The sequence below is a fragment of the Mycoplasma sp. CSL7491-lung genome, assembly GCF_018913965.1.
Taxonomy (GTDB): domain Bacteria; phylum Bacillota_I; class Bacilli_A; order Mycoplasmatales; family Metamycoplasmataceae; genus Mycoplasmopsis.
Genome location: NZ_JAHMHG010000002.1, coordinates 12,247 through 31,571 on the forward strand (window position 1 = coordinate 12,247; position 19,325 = coordinate 31,571).

The window sequence follows — 19,325 nt, forward strand, 5'->3', positions numbered from 1 at the left end:
ACATATTTTTAGCAGCCAAAGCATTTAATTGCTAATTTTTTTACTTATTACAACTGAGGCAGGGGTAATTACTCTTCCGGAAAGCTTAATACCATATCTAACTACTTTAGTTATCTGATTATCTTTATCTATTTGATTATATGTTTGAACTACATCTACAACTTGTTGTGTATTAGGATCAAATTCAGTATTTAAAGTAGGTATAATCAATTCAGCATTATTAGATTCTAAAATATCAATTATTTGTTTAATTACAATATTAAAACCTATTGCGTAATTTCTTAACTGATCGTTTTCTGAGTTTTCAGCAACCTTTTGAGCCATTACAAAATTATTAAAAGGATTTATAAAATCTTCTAAAAACCCTTGTAAAGCAAATGATTTTATCTCATCTTTTTCTTTTTTTGCTTTTTCGAATAAAATTTCTTTTTCTTTAGCTATTTTTTCCTCTATTGCTTGAGATAATTGCTTTGCTTTTTCTACAAAAACAACTTCATTTGCTTTTAGTTTGTTTTCTAATTCTAGCACCCTCTTCTCTAACTCTAAATTTCTTTCTTCTACCTTTTTTAATTTTGATATTTCTAAATTGCGGGCGTCATAATTTATTAATTTAATATTTTTTAAATAAATTTTAACCTCATTACCAGAAATAATTTTATTTTCAAAATTTTCAGGAACATTAATAGATAATTCTAATTCTTTTTTTATAGGTAATCCAATAATAAATTTATCTACTTCTAAGCCTTCAATATATTCGTTCTTACCCAATGTAATTTGTTTTTTTATTTTAAAATCCGGAAGAGACTCTCCGTTTAAAAGTATTTCAAAATCAGCTTCAATTATATTTCAATCCCTAAAATGGTAATGTCTATGTTTATTATTATTCTTAAAATTCATTTATTTCTCCCTTTTTTCCTTTTCTACAAAAATTTCTAAAGCATTAAGTGCTGTACGCATTTTATTATAATCTGACGTGCTTGAAGCTACCACTGATATTTCAGTAGTTGTATCATTATTTATAATACGTTTAGACATAAAAGAACCTGTATCATCAACTGATATTTTTATTTTTTCATTTTCATCAAAATGTGACTCTATTTTTTCTCAAATAGAATAATTTTCAATTAATTCAATCATTTTATTCAAGTTATTTCTATTAATTTTTTGACTTAAAATAATATTATTTTTACCATATATTTTATTTTCTTTATATTTTCTAATTTCACCATTAAAAACTTGTCTAACAAAAGAATCTATTATACTTTGGTAATTCTTAATTGATTCGGATAAAATATCTTTTAGTAAAAAAACTCTTTGTGCAAGCTCAGTTACCAAAACGTCTATTAATCTCTCTTTGAAAATTTTTAAAGCTATCTTTATATCATTTAAATTATTATTTCTATCTATAGTTATAACTTTATGATATACCTGACCTGTAGAAACAACCATAACAATTGTGGCTCTTTTTTCATCTAGAACTGTCATATCAATGCTTTTTAAAGTTTCGTTATTGTTATAGTTAGTCTTAACTAAAGTTAATCCTGTCATTTCTGAAATTATATTAGCTGCTTGATCAACGGTGTTATCAATATCAACTTCTTTTTGTTTAAATATTTTTTCTAATTTATTTATCATTTCTTTTTCAAATGATTGACTTAAGTATATTGCATAATAATTTAAACCTAGCAAAGTAGGAGTTCTACCACTAGAACAATTTGCTTTTTGTAAATATCCTATTTCTTCAAGTTTATTCATTAAATATCTAACTTTAGCTGAAGAAAAGCTAATATCATTAAACCTATCCATGAGGGCTTGGCTACTAACGGGTTCGCCTTCCTCAATAAATAATTTAACTGTATACTTTAATATTGGTTCTAATTTATTATCTAATTTTTGATTCATACTTTATAATTTTATCAAATTTTTAGCAGCCTAAAAGTTTTTTTGCTAAATTAAAAATAACCCTAATAATAAGAGTTATTTAATACCCAAATTTAGATAATGTTTTTTCATCATCATTCCATTTCTTAGCAACTTTTACCTTTAAATATAAAGAAACAGGGACTCCAAATTGATGAGACATTTTTACTCTTGAACTTTTACTTATTTCCTTGATTTTAGATGCATTCTTTCCTATTAACATCCCTTTTTGAGATTCTTTTTTTACATACATTATCGCTTCAATAATAATGTTATTTTCTAATTCTTGAAAAATTTCGACAGACACAGCAATAGAGTGTGGCAATTCATCGTATAATCTTTCTATTGCTGATTCTCTTATGATTTCTTTTGCTAAAAAACGCATGCTTTTATCAGTAATAGAATCAGGATCATATTGTAATTCACCTTCGTTAGAGTATTCTTTAATAATATCAATTAAGGAAACTATTGAAGAGTCGTTATATATGTCTGTTGATACAATTTTATCAAATCCAAATTCGCCCAATTCACGGATTTTTTTTGTTAATTTTTCAGGATTTTTTTTAATTTTATCTATTTTAGATATAACCGCTATTTTATTTTTAATATTTTCTATTTTAGATAATATTAATTTATCTCCAGGGCCAATTTCTTCATCAGAAGGAGACAAAAATAACAAAAGATCAATTCCTTCTATAGAGTCAAAAGCATTTTTATTTAATACTTCACCTAGCTTATTTTTTGGTTTATGTATGCCAGGAGTATCCGTAAATATAATTTGATGTGTTTCGTCGGTATAAACTCCAGTGATCTGATCTCTTGTTGTTTGTGCTACATTAGTTACAATTGCAACATTGTACCCTAAAATTGCATTTAGCAAACTACTTTTACCTACATTAGGTCTACCAACTATACTAGCAAAACATATTTTCATTACTTAATATTCTCCATAAAAATTGGATAAGGCACAAGTTCTGCAACAGTGTTCACTCTCATTTGAGTTCCATCATTTGAATATTGGTAAACCAAGCCATTTTGCGGCATAAATTCAGTCATAACTTGACGACAACCTGCGCATGGGGTTATTATTTCATTTTTTCTAGAAATGATATGTATTTCTTTAAATTTACCGACATGTCCGCCATATGCCACAGAGCCAAATAATGCACTCCTTTCTGCACAAAGACCAGAAGGATATGCAGCATTCTCTACATTAACACCTCAATATTCTTTTCCGTCAAAATCAACAGCAATAGCAGCCACCTGAAAATTAGAATATGGAGCATATGCTTTTGACAATAAATTTCTTAATTTTTCAATCATTTTAATCCTCTCTTTTTATTTTTAATGGTTCAAAAATTTCATCAACAATTTTGTTCATAACAACTCTTTCTTCTTCTAATTCATGATCATAACCGTATAAATGAACTAATCCATGAGTAAATAAATAACAATACTCTCTTTTAATACTATGATTAAATTCCTTTGCTTGTTTTTTCATTTTATCTCAACTAATTATTAATTCACCCAAATGAATAAATGGCATCTTTTCATAAAATTCTAAATTTCCAAAGTCAAATGATAAAATATCAGTTACATAATCCTTATTTCTATATTCTTTATTTAACTTACGAATTTTAGGTTTGGAAACAAATGTTACATCCAATATTATCTTTTTATTTGGATCTATTTTAAAAAAGTTTCCAAAATTATTAATTATTTGGATCATTTCATCCTTAAATAACTCAACATTTTTCACTTCTTTTTTTATGTTTAATGAAATATCATAATTATTTTTCATATTCATATTTATATTATATATTATTTAGTGATAAGGGTTATTTTTTTAAAAAAATACTAACCAAATTGTCATAAATTATTTGACTTAAGGTTTCTGTTTTTAACTCTAATAATGAATTTAAAAATAAATTATTTTTATCTATTAAATATTTTTTTAATTCGTCATTTATTATTTCTATTTTATTATTACTAATACCTGAAATTATAATCGGATATTCGATGCTATTATTTTCATCAAAAACTACTAAATTATATTTTTCATAAATTAATTCATTGGGTTGTATATTTTTTAGTTCTAAATTATTATCATTAAAATATATTATTACACTCTTATAGCTTTTTACCTTATAAAAAAGACCAAAATATATTAAAAAAGATAACAAAACCAATAATACAATTAAAAAAAATATTTCTAATTTATAAAAATTTAGTAATTTCTTCAATTTTAATTATCCTTGCATTATCAAAAATATATTTAGAATTATGGCTGATTTCAAGTGTTAATTTATTATTTAATAATTTAGTTAATTTTTCTTTCAAAAAAATGAAAACATCTTCGCTTATCGCTTCAAAAGCTTCATCAAAAATAAATACATCATAATCATATAATAACAACTTCAAAAACTTGACTAATTGTATTTGTCCACTCGATAATTTCTTTACCATAACATCTTCTCTTATTTGCATATTAAGAGCTTTAAACGCTTCATAAATTTGAAATTTATTTAAAATATTAGTAAAATTTTCCCAATCATCTATTAACAAATATTCTTTTAAAGTAGAATTAGGTATATTTTTGTTATCTCCAATATAACAAATTCTTTGTTTTATAAAATCATTATCATATAAATTGACCAAATTATTATTAATAAAAATTTCACCATTAGTAATATTATACTTACCCATTAACAAAGATGACAGTGTTGTTTTCCCGCTACCGTTATTACCTTTTAATATATTATTACCTTCTAAAGTTAATCTCGGAATATTAACTGAATATTTTTCTTGGCTTTTATTATATTTATAAGAAACATATGATAATTTTATTTGCTTTATTTGTCCAATATTATCAAAATTTAAAGTTTTAGTTTTACGTTTATTTTTTTTAAAAATATTTAATATATTTTTGTTTAATTTGAAGTTTTGAGTCTCTTTTATAATAGGTTCTATTTGTTTGATCGGTGATAAGAACATTTTTGTTCCCGTTAAGAAAAATAATAATTGATATAAATTTATTTTATTATTTCAAATTTGTAGAGATCCGAAAAATAGAATCAAAATGGGAATTATGATGTCAATAAATTTATTAATACTATCAAAATAACTTTCACTAACTATAAAAGACTTAAAACTGCAATTATGACTTTGAAAATTTTTTATCATTTTATTTTTAAATTTTTCTTCTTCTAACAAAAGAAAGTTAGTCTTTAATATTTTAATATAATTATCTAAAGATCTATCTAAAGATATTGATTCAGAAATTAAAAAATTAGTTGATTTTCGATATCATAAGTAATATAAAAAAGTAAATGTTCCTATCAAAGCTCCTATAATAATCATAATCAAAGTCAACAAATAACTAGTTATTAAAATTAGTGTAAGCGAAATCAAAAAGGAAAGTAGAATATATAAAACTCTTGGTATAAATGTCATCTTATATGCTTCAATTTGGTATATATTATTTATTCTCTGTTTAATTTCTATTTCGTTTAAATTATTAATTAAATTAATATTTTCTTTAGAAAATGTTTCTAGTATATTTAAGAATTCTTTTTCAAAATTCTTTAAAACAATTATTTTAGTCGTTTTATTTATTATAAGGCTTATCAATAATGAAAATGAAGTAAAAGTAACAAAAATAATTATTAAATAATAAAATTCATTTATTTGCCTAGTTGGAACTAATGATTGTAATATATATTTAGTAACAAAAGGATAAATTAAATTTAAAATCAACTCTAAAAGAAGTGAAAAAAATAGAAAATAAGAATATTTATTTATGTTAAATATTTTTTTGGGTTCCTTATATTTTTCTAAAGGAGATATTTTTTTATTGAACTTAACAATTATATTTAAAAATATATTTTTAAAATCTATGATTTTTGAATTTATAATTTTTCCAGAGCCGGGATCATAATATTTGACATAATCATTTTCTATATCTTCAATAAAAACTATATGTTGAAATTCTTCATTTCTAACAATTGCCCCAAAAGGATATTCACTTTTTTCTAATTGTCTTAGTTCACTAATTTTACAATAGTAAGAAGTTAAGCTATATCCATATGAACTAATTGTATCTTTTAAATTGGTTAAACTTATTCCAGTATCATCATACATTACGTTAATTTTTAATTCATTAATGTCATAATCTTCGTTATGATATTTTTTAGCGTAATATTTAAATACATATAACGAACAATCTCTATAATCGTATTGCTTTTCCATACTTAATAAGGAAATTAAAAATAAAAAAGAACTATAAATGTAAAAATAGTTCCTTTTTTCATTATTATTTACCTAATGTTAATAATTTTACAAAACTTTCAACCTCTAATGAAGCTCCACCAACTAAAAATCCGTCTATATCTTTTTGAGATGATAGTTCATTTATGTTATTAGGATTAACACTTCCACCATATTGAACTTTTAAATCATTTGATGTAATTGAGTGGATATATGCACATACATCTTGTGCAATTTCTGGTGTTGCAACTTTACCTGTTCCAATCGCTCAAATTGGTTCATAAGCAACAACTACTTTAGTATAATCTAAGTCTGCAATTGACTTCTCAATTTGATTTTTAACAACTTCTTTAGTTAAACCTTTTTCGTATTCTTCAAGGGTTTCCCCTACACAAATAATTGGTGTCATACCAGCTTCAATTGTAGCTTTTGCTTTAGCATAAACCTCTTCATTTGTTTCATGATAATATGTACGTCTTTCTGAGTGACCTAAAATTACATAATCAACATTTAAGTCATTTAGCATTGATGTTGAGACTTCACCTGTGTATGCCCCTTTTGGTTTATCACTAACGTTTTGAGCTGCTAATTTTAAGTCTGTTACTTTATTTAATCTAAATGCTGATAAGTTAACAGATGGTACTCCTACACCAAATTTAACGTTTTTATAAATTAAATCTTTTTTTGATTGGTATTCTTTTGAAAAATCACTAATAAATTTTTCTGTTTCAGAGAAATTTTTATTCATTTTTCAGTTACCGATTATTATTAATTCTTTCATTTATACCTCTTATTTTTTTATTTTAATAATTATAAAATATTTTCTTTTATTTTATTGAAAAAATATTAGCAATTTTAACTTTGCTAATATTTTAACATTATTTATTTTTAATAGTTTCGGTTGGATATGTCATCTTATCACCAATATAATTAGTTGCTCCGAATTCTAAAACGAATTCAATAGCCAATCTTATAGTATTTTTTAGGTCGCTTTCGTCATATTCATTAAAATCTGCAGTTACACTTAATTTTTGACGAGCACCTTTAAGCCACATAGCTCAAACACTTCTTCCGTTTTCTCATATTTTTCGATTATACATGAACTCCTTCATCAATTCGAAATATTTAGGCGAATGTTGGAAATCATACTCCACATTTCTACCACCTAAAACAGGCGCAAAAGTATTTGTTCCATGAATGACCATTCCAGTATATTCTTTGTAACTATTAGGGTCAATACCTAGTTGTATAAATGAAAGTGATCAACCATCACCTCAACGTCTATTAGTTGGTATGGTTGCATAATATTTATCTTTATTATATTTATCTTTATATATTTGTGTCAATTTATTAATTAAATAATCTTTTCATCTTTCTCTTAAAGATACACTTGTTCCATCTTCTTTTTTGTATTGATGATTTCCTAAATTGCTTCCTATATCAGGAACAAAACTATTTAGATATCTAAATAGACCAGAAAAAGCATAAATATCTCAACCATCATTAAATTCTAAAATAGATTTATAACTTTGATTATTTGGATGCTCTTCTTTAACAGTTAATAATTTATCCCTATCGGATTTCTTTAATTCAAATAATCATGAAATAGCTTCATTTGTATTTTCTTTATAACTATAATTTTCAGAATAATTTATAGAATTTTCATCGTTATCTTTTTTAACCTTATTATAAACATAATGTTTTATTATATGGCTTCTATTTATATCAAATTCAATTTTATCAAGATTATAAACATATCCTGCTTTCATTCCTTTGGCTTTTAAATCAAAGAAAATATAATCAGTGTTATCGACCTTACGTACTAAAATATTAGAATTTTCATTTGTAAGTTCGAGTCTATCTATTAAAGTAACGTTATTAAATCTATCATTTGTAAATGAATTACCAGTGTTAGCTTCACCTTTTAAATGAATTCTAATATTTTTAATACTACTAATATCAATATTTTCGGCTGTAAAACCATTTATTTGCACATTAGCATCAACACTTTTTTCGATCATTTCAGCACCTTGTGGCCGAGAATTTTCATCTAATATTGCTTCTTCTAAATTATTTCATGACATACTTACATTGTTAGCGGTTATTGTACCTAGTTTGATATTAAAGTTATAAATAGATGCATATTTATTATTTATTATATTTTTACTACTTAGAATAACATTTTTATCATTAGCATCATAATCTAATACTACAACTTTATGTAAATCATAATGTCCATCATCAATAAAATTTTTAATTGGGAAATTAAATTTTAAATTACTATTATTTAATAATATTGGTTTAGATACAACATAATTATCACCTTTTGATGATTTAACAACTAAATAAATATATTTATCCTTATAATCACCTTCAACTTTATTTAATTGAATTTCACCTACAACATCTTCATTGTATCAATTAAACTGACTTATACTTGAATTATTATCTTTTTTTGGTTTGAAAATAAGTAATTCATAATATTTATTTAATTCATTAATTAATGTATTTAAATCACCCAAATTAGCTGCATTTCTGAATTTTTCATTAAATTCTAATTTCTTTGAAGGGTCTTTAATTTCGTAATTTACTAACCTTTCGGCTATTTTGTGTTTTTCGTTATATATTCCATCTATTTCGCTAATAAGAGTATCGTATTGAGTTTCGGTTTTATTTAAAAAGTCAATTTCGCTTCCTAGTTTTGTTTTGTAAGTTTCTCGTTCTGAAGACCCGTTTAATATGTTTAATTTGTCTTTTACATCATTATATTTTCTCTTTAATATTTCTTCAACTTTTTTAGAATCATTATTAATTTTAGATTCAGTTACACTATCATCAACATTGTTGTTTGAGTCAAAAGTAAATTGAGATAAATCATTTGTTTTTTTAGTAGTTTCCTTTAATTTTCCTATTAATATATTTGTTTTTTTAGCTTCACTGTTTAAGAAATTAATAGAATTATTAATTAGATTATCATATTCACTTTCAGTGTTATAAATAGTTGTTTTGGATGTTGAATTACTTCTTATTGAATTATCTTCATTTAATCTTTCTAAAGTTGAAATTGCCTTTTGTCTTTTGGATTCTAAATATTTAGTAGCATCAGTTATAACAGTATCTATTTGCTCGCTAGTGCTTTTTGCCGAATTAACTATGTTATCTCAATTTGTTTTTTGGTCGCCATTATTCAATCTTGCTTTTAAAGACTCTCAATCATTCTTTGCCTTTTCTTGTTTAATTTTACTTCTAACATTTTCTGCCGCTTCTTTTGTTCCTGCCATATCTAGTTCAGTTTGTAATGATTGTTTTTGATTACTTCGATTATCTAAATTATTTAATTCTTGTTGAACACTAGCTAATGTTGTTTTAAATGAATTAACCTTAAGGTCTAAGGTTTCCTTTTTACTTAATGTGTCAACTTTTTTTCATTCCTCTAACAATGAGGTTCTATTAGACTCTTTACCTATTGAATTAATAGTATTTTTTAAACTTTGTAAGTTATTAAATAAATTATTTGCATTTGTAACAAGAGTTTCTAATCCTCTTTCATCGTTTGAAGTTAAATTATTAATATCGTTTACTGTTGTAACGGTTTGATTTTGATCTTCAAACTTATCTTTGATGGCCTTAATTGCATCATTTTGTTTTTTTCTAAAATTAATTTTTTCGATGATTGAATCTAACATTGAATTAACACTATTATTACCTATTATTTCTTTATTTAGGTCTTTAAAAGCATCGGACACTAATGAATCGAATTGATTTTTATATTCAACGCCTAGCTCTGCTTGTTTTGTTCTTAATGTTTTAAGTTTGTTTTTGATGATTTCAAAATCATTAGATAATGATTTGATTTTTTCTTTAGAATCAGCTATTGAACTATTAATTTTTGAATCAAAAAACTCTTTCGCTTCTTGTTCATTAGAAAATTCAGACTCATTTTTTTCTTTCAATTTATTTGATTCTGATACTGTTTCAATCGCTATTTCCTTTAACGATAATAATTCATCACCATTATCTAAAACGGAATCTTTTTTGTCACTTAAATATTTTCTAGCATTTAAAGGCATTTTTTCAATTTCATCTTGGACTTCTTTTCTTAATGTTCCCATTCTTTGAATAACACTTTGTTTAATAGTATCAATTTGATCTTGTGTTGTTGCTGAATCTATATTATCATTTTTTGTTTTTTGCTCGCTTAAAGGTAATTTTTTAACTTCTTCTCTTGCTTCTTCTTTATATAAATTGATTGCATCTTCTTGTTCTTTAAGTTTTCCCTCTACATCTGTTTCTAAGGTATCTAAATTTTCATTATCAGAATTTGCTCTATTATTTAAATCGTTTCTAACATTTTCATCATTTATTTTTGAAATTTTATCTTTAATATTTTTGACTCTTAATTCTCTATCAGCTTTTTTCTCTAATTTAATAATTTTTGTGTAAGTATTAGTATCACCAGAGTTTAATTCATTAATTAACTGGTCTTTTGTATCTTTATCTAAATCAAGTGAATTAATATGATCTCTTGCTTTATTTTTTCTTGATAATATAGCTTGGTCAACTTTTGAGCTTATTAATTTATCATTTTCTTCTGTTCAATTTGAGTCATTTATGGAATCAAATTCAAGTTTTATTGCATTATATTTAGAATTTTCATCATTCATTTTATCGACTGTTAACAATCCTTTTTCTGTAACGTGAATTTTTTCCAAATCAGAACTTGTTTTTGAAATAATTTGTGTTTTTTCATTTTGAAGATTCTTAATTAATTTTTCAATTTCTTTCACTGAATTTTTACTTGCATTTTCGACATTTTTCTTAACTTCATTACTATCTAAGAATTTATTTTTTAATTTTGTTAATTCTCTATTTTTATCATCAACTTTTGCTTGAATGTCTCTTTTTATAGCATTTACTTCTTCAATGGTATTAGCTTGAGAAATTTTAGTATTAAATGATTCTAAATCTTCATCACTTAATTCGTTCTTTGCAAGTTCTTTAGCTTTTGTTTTTGCATTTTCAAGAGCGTTTTCTCTATCTAATTCCGCAACCGCTAAATTGTATACTTCGTTTATATCATCAACTTGTGATTTATTTTTAAGCATTTGTTCTAATTCTTGCTTTTTAGTCTCGTCAGCGACTTCAGTTATTTTAGAATTTGTATATTCTAAGGCCTTAGGAATTATTGTATTTTTAGAATAATCTTTTAATTTTTTAACAGTATCAAGACCATCTGTCGACATTAGATCTTTATCTAAAATTAATTTGTTAATTTCAGATCTAATCTCATCTTTTTTATTATTGAATGTTTCGTTACTTAATCTGATTAAATTGTTTAATTGATCTTCATTATCCGCTTTTGCTAGATCTTCTTTTGATTTTACATATGTTAAATCACCTTCTAACTTAGCAACCGCAGCTGTAGCTTCTTTCTTTTTATCGTTAATTATTTTTTCGGCTTCTGCTTGTTTTGTTGCAATGTCTTGAAGACTATTTGAAGAATAAATAAAATTTAATAATTGATTTTTTTGTTCGTTTGTATCAGATAATTTTTTTATTGCATTTTCTGCTTTTTCTCTAGCTATTGTTAAATTAACTCTATTTTCTAATTCTTTAAGTTTTAAACTTGTGTCGGCACTTTCGATTAATTCTTTAATTTTATTTTTTTCTTCTTGATCATTAATTTGTTCTAAATTAGATTTAGCTCATGTTTTAAGTTTTTCAATTTGTTTTTCAACTTCGTTAACTACATCTTCATAAGCCTTTTGAGTATCTGTTGTTTTAGCACCATTTAACTTAGTAACAAAATCTGAATGATTATTTTGACCTTGAATATTTTCGCTTAATCTCTCAAGAGCTATTTCAGCATTATTTTTAAACTTATTTAATTCTGCAATTGCTTCATTTTTAATATTAGCAATTTCTGTTTCTGATGTTGCATTATTAAGACTTGTTTTTAATTTATTTTTTGGGTTTTTATTTTCGGTTAATTTGTTAATTAAATCATTTTCAACCTTTGTTTTTTCATCACTAATAAATTTATTTACATCGTTTATAACGTTTTGAACTTCTTCTTTAGTGTTAGATTGATTTATTCTTCCGATAAATTCTTGTTGTTTTTCGCTACTTAAGTTTACTTTTTCTTTTATTTCTCTTTTAGCATTTTCTTTTGCTAAGTTAAGTTCTGCTAACTCACTTCTAGCTTTTTTTCTTGCTTTTTGTGCAATTTGTTCTAATGCATTTATTTTGTTTTGTTTTTCATCATCTGTTGAAGGTCTATTTTTTAATATTTCTTCAACTTGCTCAAGCATATTTTCTTTATCAAGAACTTTATTTATTTCATCTTTTACATATTTTGCATATTTCTCTACTTCTGCAGTGTTTTCTATATTATGTAACTCAGAAAAATTGTTAGCATTTTCTGCTTCAGCTTGTAATTTTTCTTTTTTATCGTATTGATCCACAATAACTGTATTGTTTTTGTAAGAACCTTGTTCATTTATTTTGTTCTTTGTATTTGATTTTAAAGTATCAAATTCTGAAATTAAATCATTTTTTAATTGTTTTAATTCTAATTCATTAGCTTCGTCATTGTTTCTGAGTTCGAATGCATCATAATTGTTTGAACCTTCAATTTTAGCTAATAAAGGTTTAATTTCTTCTTTTAAGGATCTAATTACTTCAATAGCGTCATTTTTTATTTTATTAACCGCTTCTAAAGTTGTTGCGTTTTCGATATCAGTTAATTTATTATTTTTGTCTTCTAACTTATTAACAGCAACTCTCGCTTTTTCTTTTACTGATTTCAATTGAAGATCTTGTTCATTTTTATCGTTATTTATTAATTTTTCAATTTCGTTCAATTGTTCTAATGTTGTTGCAACTTCTATATTATTATTGTATTCTTTTTGATTTCAAAGCTCTTTTACTAATTCTTTTAATTCTTCTTTTTTAGCTTCTAATATTGCTTTATTTTTTACGTTATTTAAATCTCCAACATTTTGGGCGGTGTTTTTCTCGTTTTCCAATTCCGCTTTTTTGTTAGCATCATGAACTAAAGCTATAGAATCTTCAGTAGATTTTTTATTTTTCTCAAATTCTTCAGAAGCTTTTTGTTGTATTAATAAAATTTCCTGTTCAGTATCTATGTTAATTGAGTTAATTTCTTGCTTTAAATTATCATATAAGTTAGAACCTTTTGTTTTTTCAACCACTTGTCTTGCAACTTCTTTGATAGAATTGATTTTTGAGTTTAATTTTTTAAGAACTTCATTTGCTTCACTCTTTGTTGAAGCTGCATCAATTAACTCAAGTAATTTTGCTTTTGAATTGTCGGAACTATCGTTTTGATTATCGTTTAAAGAATTATTAATTTTATTTTTAATATCATTTCTTAAATCTTCTAATTCGCGTTTTTCGTTATTTCTAAATGAAGTAGCATCATCATAAATTGATTTTAGTTCGCTTAATTCATTTCTTCATTTTGTAATTGTTGGCTCAACATTATCATTTGAAGTGGCATCAACTAATCTTTGTTTTAACTCATTTTTCTTATTAGTATCTTCAATTGTGTTTAATAATTCATCAATTGCAACTTTTGTTTTTTTGTTAGCATCTTTTAAAACAGCATCTAAATCATTTATTTTTGTTTTAGAAACTAAATTTGTTTTTATTTCTTCTCTAATATTTTCTATTGGTAAATTAGCATCAACATATTTTTTATATAAGTCTTTAACATCATTTACGTATGTTATCATTTCGCTAGATATATCTCTAAGTCTTTTTTCTGTTGTTGCAGATTCTAATAGTTCATTAAATTCATTGTATTTTTCAGTGTGAGATGGAGATTCTTTATCACGACCTCTTGGTTGAATGTTTTGTTTAGATTCTTCTTTTATTTCATTTTTAATTTTTTCTAATTCAGCAATTGCATCTTGCTCTACTTTTTTAACCTTTTCAGAATCGGTTTGATCGTTTGTATATGTTTTTAAAAGACCTTCTAATCTAATACGCTCATTATTAGTAGGTAACAATTTTTCAAGTGCTTTAGTTGCTTTTTCTTTTGAAATCGCAAAATCACCTTCTTGTTTGGCTCTCGCATTATCAACTTTATCTTTTAAACTAGTTAACTTAAGTTTATTTGTTTTATCGTTCGAAATACTATTTAATTCTTCTTGTAATGATTTTTTTTCTTCGCCATTAGATAATTTATTAATGTCTCTCTGAATTTCTTCTCTTAATTTTTGATTATTAATTTTATCTTTAATATCATCTAAATTCTTAAAGTTAATTGCATTTTCAATAGCATTATTAAAATTATTTTTAGCTGTTTCATCTGTTAATTCTTCTAAAGTTTCTTTAGTGTTATCTTGTTTATTAGAAAATATTTTCTTGGTTACATCGAGAATACTTTGAATTTCTGTTTCTGATGTTGCGTTTTTAAGTTCTTCTTCTTTAATTTCTTTTTCATTGCTTCCGACTAATTTTTCGATAAAAGTAGCAACTTCAGATTTTTTAGATTTAATAAATTCATTAATTTGTCTCTTTATTTCAGAAACTTCTTCTTTTGTTCGAGAAGAATCTAAAGCTTTTTTAAATTCATTGTGTTTTTCTGTTGTAACATTTATTTTATCATTTAATGCATTTACAAATTCAAGTTCTTTCAGTAATTCACTGTTGTATATTTGTTTGTCATTAATTTCTTTTTCTAAACCTGTTTTAGGGTTTGTAAGTTGATCAATGTTTGTTGAATTATTAATTCTATTTTCAAAATCAAGTTTTTGATCTTCAAAAACAATTTTTGTCGGTAAAGAATTTATTAATTCTTCTTTTTTATGTTGTAAATCTGCTTGTCTTTGTAATTCATTTAAATCTTCAATATTTTTGGCTTCCAAAAGTTTTTTATTAAGTTCTAACTTAGTATCTTCGTTTGTAATACTTTGAATATTTGCACTAACAATATCTTTTCTAGAATCAAAAATATTATTCATTTCATCTATGTATTGATCTAATATTGCTTCACTTACTTCTGCTTTATCTAAAGAAGTTAGAATATCTTCATATTTTTTATGATTATTTGTATCACCTTCTAATTTTTTAAGAGATTCTAAATAGTTTGTTCATTTCTTGTTTATTATATTTTGAACGCTATTTCTTTGATTTAGTGAAATATTTTCGTTTGTTCAATTTTCTATTGGTAAAATACTTGATTTATCAACAAGTCTATTAACTTGATTTTCAGTTTCTCGATTAAAATGGAATAATTTATCATCAATTAAAGAACTTAGTTCGTTTAGTTTAATTTCGTTTTCTACAGTATTAATGTTGCCTTGAATTTCATCATGGATATCAGTTGATACATTAATTTTTTGATCCAGTTTTTCTAAAATGGCTTGTTTTTTAGAATTAAACAGTTGAATAGCTTCAGCTTTAATTTGATCGATAGTTTTTTGAGTTTTGGCTTGTTTAATGCTTGTGAGCATGTCACTATTTGAAATAAGTTTCTTAGCCTCAATTCTCGCTTCTTCTTTTAATAGTTCAATTCTTTCGTTAAGTTTTCTAAGTGCAACATCCACTTCATCTAAACTCTTTGAGCTTTCTGCTTGTAATAAAATATCGTTTCTTTCTGGACTTTCTAGTAATGTGTTTAATATTTCGTTTTCTGCTTCGTTTATTTTATTTTTAAGTTCATTTTGTTCAACCGCAATTGTTTTTTCAATGTTTTCAATAAGTCTTCTTGACTCTTCTAAACCTAAATCATCTTTTGAAGTTTGTTTATTAAATAAGTTAATATTTTCGTCTTTATATAATTCTTTAATTTTTTCATTAACAATATCTTTATTAGCTTGAATTTCGTCTTTTTCTTTTTGAATTTGACCATCTATTTGTTCATTTATATTAGATAATTCTTCTCTAGAATTAGCTTGATCAATTAAATTAGATAACTTTTGTTTTTCGGACCCTTCTTGTACTTGTTCCATTTTTTTTCTTAAGTTATTTTTAATTGTCTCAATATTATTTGCGTTTTTTACTTCTTCTAATAAATCATTTAAATCTGAAATATTTGACGCGTTTTTTAATCTATCTTTAAATTCCTCTTTAGTTGAATGATTATCATCTAATATTGAAAGTTCATCGATAACTTCTGTTTTCTTATTAGAAAAACTTTCGTTTGCTTTTTTGATTATATCTTTAAGAAGTACTTCGTTTTTGGCACCACCTAAGTCAGCATTTAGCTCATTATGAATTTTATCATCACCTACAGTTGTGGCAATAGCAGTAATAGCTTTTTCTTTTAGTTCATTTAAATAATTATCTACTTTTTCTACTATTTTAGCCACAGATAATTTTGTTTTTGCCTTTTCAACAGCATCAAATAATTCAGCCTTTAACGCATTACTATCTGCTATGTCTACTATTTTTTCTAATGCATCGTCTTTAGCTTCTTTTAATTCTTGAGCCTCTCTCTTTAAATCTTGATCAATTCTTGAGTCAATGTCTTTTAACTGGTCAATAGATGTCGCATTATTCGATTCATTTAAATAATCTTTTTTATCTTCCAATTTTGAAACTTTTTCTTTTATGATTCTTTTTGTCTTTTCAAACTCTAATTGTTGATCTACTTTTTCTTGTAATTTTTCGGCTTGTTCAATAGTTAAAACATCAATTAACTCATCGTTAAATTGATTCGCTTTGTCTTTATCGTTTATATTTTCAATATCTGCTTTTATTTGCTCTTTTTTAAGCCTTAAAGCTTCTGCAGCATCTTTTTCAGCCTTAATTAATTCATTTATTTCGTCACGAATTTCTCTAAGTTTTGTTTCTACTTGATCTTGATCTATATTATTTTTTCCTTGTTGATCCACCATTGCATCATCAAGTTTCTTCTTAAATTCTTCTTTTTTAGATTGATCTCCAACATTTTCATCAACAAAGTATTTTAATTGATCATGAGTAAGTTTATTAGATTCTTCTGCATTGTGATAAGCATTAGCTTCTGATGTTAAAATAACCAACTCATCTGATGTTGTAGCATCATTCAATCTTTTAGTGAAATCAGATTTTTTATCATTATGAATAACGCTTTCGATTGCTTTTTTTGCTTTCGCTTTATCTAATTGAAATTGATACAACCTATCAATTTCCGCTTTAGCTTTTAAAGTGTCGTCTAAAGTTTTTGCATTTTTTAGTTTTTCCTTTAAATCGGCACCTTTTTGTTTATCATCTAATAAATCTGCTATTTCAGAACCTTTTTGTTTTGAATTAACATAATTTTTCAACGCATTAGCTTTTTCAATAATTTCAGAATATTCTCCTGCATTTCCGGTGTTTGATAAATTTTCTAATTCTTTTTCTAATGAAGATTTAGAAACTGTTTGTTCGCCAATTATTACAGATGTACCATTATCTAATGAATTTACAATTTCATTTGCTTCATCTATTAGATCGTTCATATAATCATTAACATCTGAAGCTACTTCTTGAATATCACCTTGTGTCTTTGCGTCTGATAATATCAACTCAAAGTCATTTTTCAAACGAGGAAGACCCTTTAGTCTTTGTATAACTTTTCTGGTTTTTTTGGTTTCTTCACTCAAAATTTTTGTTGCTTCATTGGAAATTCTATCTATAACTTCTAAATCATTAGTTAATGATAACTCCCTTAAAAGTTCGTCTTTTTTAGGATTATTTAATAATTTAATAATTTTTTCGACTTCTTTTTTTCTTTTGTCAATTGCTATTAATTCATCAATCTCTCTCTCGATTTTAGATAGTTCATCTAAATTGCTTGAAACCTTAATGTCATCTAAATATTTTTGTTTTATCTCTTCAGGTAAATTAGATTCATTAATTTTATTATTTAACTCTTTCTTTTTAAAGTTAATTAAACCTTGTAAACCTGAATTAGATTTTAAGTAATTTTCAACTTCTTTTTCAAGTTCTAACAATTCAGGCATTGTTTTTATTTTGTCAATTTCATCTAACTTTTCTAAAAAATCGTTTTTAGTGCCTTCATCTTCAACTACATTAATTAAATTTTTAACTTGATCTTTTTTACGGTCGAATTCGGATAAATTTTCACTTTTTAAAATTTTATCAATTTTATCTTCTATTATTGGTAATTCTTCTGTTTCTGCATTATTAAGATCTACATAAACTTCAGATTGTTTAAAAAGATTTTTAATTTTTTGTGCTTTTTCAACAATTGGTTCATATTTTTCTAATTCTGATTTTAAATTTCTTAATGAATTTAAATTATTTTGCGAATTATCTAATTTTTTATTAAATTTATCTCTTAATATTTTTGGAAAAGTGGAAATGATTTTTGAAATTTCAACTTTATTTTCATTTATTTCTCTTTGTTGCTCTTCTAAAACTTTTTTAAGATTATCGAGTTGTAACTTTGAATTTTGAGATCTTGTATCTTTTAATAAGTTATCAATTAACGTTTCTTTTTCTTTCGGATCTTGAACATTATTTATTAAACTATCAAATTCATTAATATAATTCAAACTATCATTATAATCCATCATATCAAACTCATCTTTAAATTCTTTACGATGAATATTCAATGTTTTTAAATTTTTTTCTTTTGAATTAATAGATTTTTTTAAACTAGTTAGTATTAGTTCAACAACTTTATCAAGTTGTTTAAATTGATTAATACTTTTGTAGTTAGGATCTATTGAATTAAATTTTTTCTCAATATTTTTCTTTGGTAAATTTAATTTTGTTAATATATTTTTAACTTGTTGATATCTAAGGTTGTAATCTTCCTTAGTGTTTGATCATGTTCACATGATTACAACACCAGCCGAAATCGAAGTGATAGCAGCAATAGTTGCACTCGCAAAAATAGTATTTCTTTTTTGTTTATTAAACATTTTTCCTCCTTAGTTTTTATTATTTTGATTAACAAAATATATTTTTTCTAAAACTTATTTATATAATTAAAAAACGTTAAAATAAATTCAAGTTTGAAAAGGTATTAATAGATATAATACAATTTGTTATTCAAATATACTTTAAGTTATGTAATTATACATAAAAAATGAATTTTTATGCTGAAAAAACTGATTGCTTTGTTTAGAATGTAAATATAGCATTATATATTAAAATTCTAAAAAGCATTAAATATA

General features: G+C 24.5%; 9 protein-coding genes. All 9 read right to left on the reverse strand.

What is annotated here, in order from left to right:
- Positions 1 to 24: 24 nt before the first annotated feature.
- The 9 genes from grpE to KQ876_RS02090 all read right to left on the reverse strand — a co-directional run bounded on the left by grpE (position 25) and on the right by KQ876_RS02090 (position 19,070).
- Positions 25 to 897, reverse strand: a complete 873-nt coding sequence (grpE, locus tag KQ876_RS02050) for a nucleotide exchange factor GrpE (RefSeq protein ID WP_216490073.1) — start codon at positions 895 to 897, stop codon at positions 25 to 27.
- Positions 898 to 1,902, reverse strand: coding sequence for a heat-inducible transcriptional repressor HrcA (locus KQ876_RS04395; RefSeq protein ID WP_216490075.1), 1,005 nt, complete (start codon positions 1,900 to 1,902; stop codon positions 898 to 900).
- A 79-nt stretch (positions 1,903 to 1,981) separates the two neighbouring features.
- The gene (era, locus tag KQ876_RS02060) at positions 1,982 to 2,854 is read right to left on the reverse strand and encodes a GTPase Era (RefSeq protein WP_205852083.1); all 873 of its coding nucleotides are present in this window, start codon (positions 2,852 to 2,854) and stop codon (positions 1,982 to 1,984) included.
- Positions 2,854 to 3,243: a cytidine deaminase gene (cdd, locus tag KQ876_RS02065; protein WP_205852082.1), complete on the reverse strand. Its 390-nt coding sequence runs from the start codon at positions 3,241 to 3,243 to the stop codon at positions 2,854 to 2,856. The genes era and cdd overlap by 1 nt, the downstream gene beginning before the upstream one ends.
- A 1-nt stretch (position 3,244) precedes the next feature.
- On the reverse strand, positions 3,245 to 3,727 hold the full coding sequence (gene ybeY / locus KQ876_RS02070; protein WP_374962852.1) for an rRNA maturation RNase YbeY: 483 nt from the start codon (positions 3,725 to 3,727) through the stop codon (positions 3,245 to 3,247).
- Between the two features lie 31 nt (positions 3,728 to 3,758).
- Positions 3,759 to 4,163, reverse strand: a complete 405-nt coding sequence (locus KQ876_RS02075; RefSeq protein WP_216490076.1) for an MAG1140 family protein — start codon at positions 4,161 to 4,163, stop codon at positions 3,759 to 3,761.
- Positions 4,138 to 6,168, reverse strand: coding sequence for an Mbov_0121 family peptidase domain-containing ABC transporter (locus KQ876_RS04400; protein ID WP_216490077.1), 2,031 nt, complete (start codon positions 6,166 to 6,168; stop codon positions 4,138 to 4,140). Before KQ876_RS04400 ends, KQ876_RS02075 begins: the two co-directional genes overlap by 26 nt.
- A gap of 64 nt (positions 6,169 to 6,232) precedes the next feature.
- Positions 6,233 to 6,967, reverse strand: a complete 735-nt coding sequence (gene tpiA / locus KQ876_RS02085) for a triose-phosphate isomerase (protein WP_216490078.1) — start codon at positions 6,965 to 6,967, stop codon at positions 6,233 to 6,235.
- A gap of 97 nt (positions 6,968 to 7,064) precedes the next feature.
- Complete coding sequence (locus tag KQ876_RS02090; protein WP_216490079.1) at positions 7,065 to 19,070, reverse strand: hypothetical protein; 12,006 nt, start codon at positions 19,068 to 19,070, stop codon at positions 7,065 to 7,067.
- Between the last annotated feature and the right edge of the window lie 255 nt (positions 19,071 to 19,325).